Annotated in this window: 1 pseudogene; it reads right to left on the reverse strand. The window is 51.8% G+C overall.

Annotated features, from left to right (window positions below):
- Positions 1-294 (reverse strand): annotated as a pseudogene (cbrA, locus tag H0X91_RS34850) (colicin M resistance lipid reductase CbrA); the annotation flags it as partial.
- Between the last annotated feature and the right edge of the window lie 94 nt (positions 295-388).

The raw sequence follows: 388 nt of genomic DNA on the forward strand, positions 1-388 counted from the left end.
AATATTGATATAGCTTCGCTGGTAGTTACGCGTGAGCGATGCGGCGACGTCGACGGTTTTGACGCTGAAAATCTGCGGATTAGCGATCACATCGACAGGAAGCGTCAGCCCATCGCGAATAAAAGATCGCTGCGCGTCCGGTGCCAGCAGACCGCCGCAGGGTTTGCTGAAACCTTCAGTACCCCACTGGTGCTTTTTATCCAGCGCGATCACCTGCATTTTGCCTGCTAATTTTCGCGCCAACGCCGATCCTGCCGGGCCGATGCCAATAATCGCCACGTCGAAATGTTCCATCTTTTCACTCACATTCATCACGATGGCAAAAGACTATTGTCTGAAAGTGAAGTCCTTGTGAAGTATGATGGCGGGACCCGTTTTGTATCAGGAC

The sequence above is a fragment of the Burkholderia sp. 9777_1386 genome, assembly GCF_015712265.1.
In the GTDB taxonomy this organism is placed as follows: Bacteria; Pseudomonadota; Gammaproteobacteria; order Burkholderiales; family Burkholderiaceae; genus Burkholderia; species Burkholderia cenocepacia.